The organism is Bacillus sp. IT-79MI2, assembly GCF_949768135.1.
In the GTDB taxonomy this organism is placed as follows: Bacteria; Bacillota; Bacilli; order Bacillales; family Bacillaceae_G; genus Bacillus_A; species Bacillus_A pseudomycoides.
Genome location: NZ_CATKPV010000030.1, coordinates 1 through 289 on the forward strand (window position 1 = coordinate 1; position 289 = coordinate 289).

A 289-nucleotide genomic window follows, 5' to 3' on the forward strand; every position below is an offset into this window, starting at 1 on the left:
GGTTCTGGTGCAAAGATAAAATAAAAGAGAATATAGCTCATATATTTCTAGCGGAATTCTATTTTATGCTGTAAGCCCAAACAATCGATGGATGAATTCTTTCTGGTTTTGGACAGACTGATCCCGTAAATCAATCTGTTCTTTTTTTACCATATGCATAGCTTCTATTCCAGAAATAATGGATGTAGCTGTGTGAAAGGATTTCAATCCTAACATCGAACGAACTCGCTTTTTAATAAACCGATGATCTTGTTCTACTATGTTATTGAGATATTTCACTTGCCTTAGT

General features: G+C 34.3%; 1 protein-coding gene. It reads right to left on the minus strand.

What is annotated here, in order from left to right:
• Window positions 1-63: 63 nt before the first annotated feature.
• A partial coding sequence (locus ACM6HU_RS02055; protein ID WP_414847967.1) for a DDE-type integrase/transposase/recombinase occupies window positions 64-289 on the minus strand: 226 nt, incomplete at its 5' end.